Raw genomic sequence first — 205 nt, 5'->3', positions numbered from 1 at the left:
TGAATCAGCTTGTGCATCAGTGGAAGCGTCTGGAAAGTCGCGCGATACCGGGTGACAGCCCCGTACACGAAGATGCATGAGTTGTGAGTCCGACGAGTAGGGCGGGACACGTGGTATCCTGTCTGAATATGGGGGGACCATCCTCCAAGGCTAAATACTCCTGACTGACCGATAGTGAACCAGTACCGTGAGGGAAAGGCGAAAA

Annotated in this window: 1 rRNA gene; it reads left to right on the top strand. The window is 54.1% G+C overall.

Features of this window, described 5'->3' with window-relative positions:
• Positions 1-205: ribosomal RNA gene (locus MXF20_RS23520) — 23S ribosomal RNA — on the top strand; the annotation flags it as partial.

Origin of the sequence: Pantoea dispersa (assembly GCF_035783935.1) — a bacterium.
GTDB lineage: Bacteria > Pseudomonadota > Gammaproteobacteria > Enterobacterales > Enterobacteriaceae > Pantoea > Pantoea dispersa_C.
This window is presented reverse-complemented; position numbering and strand designations above follow the sequence as displayed.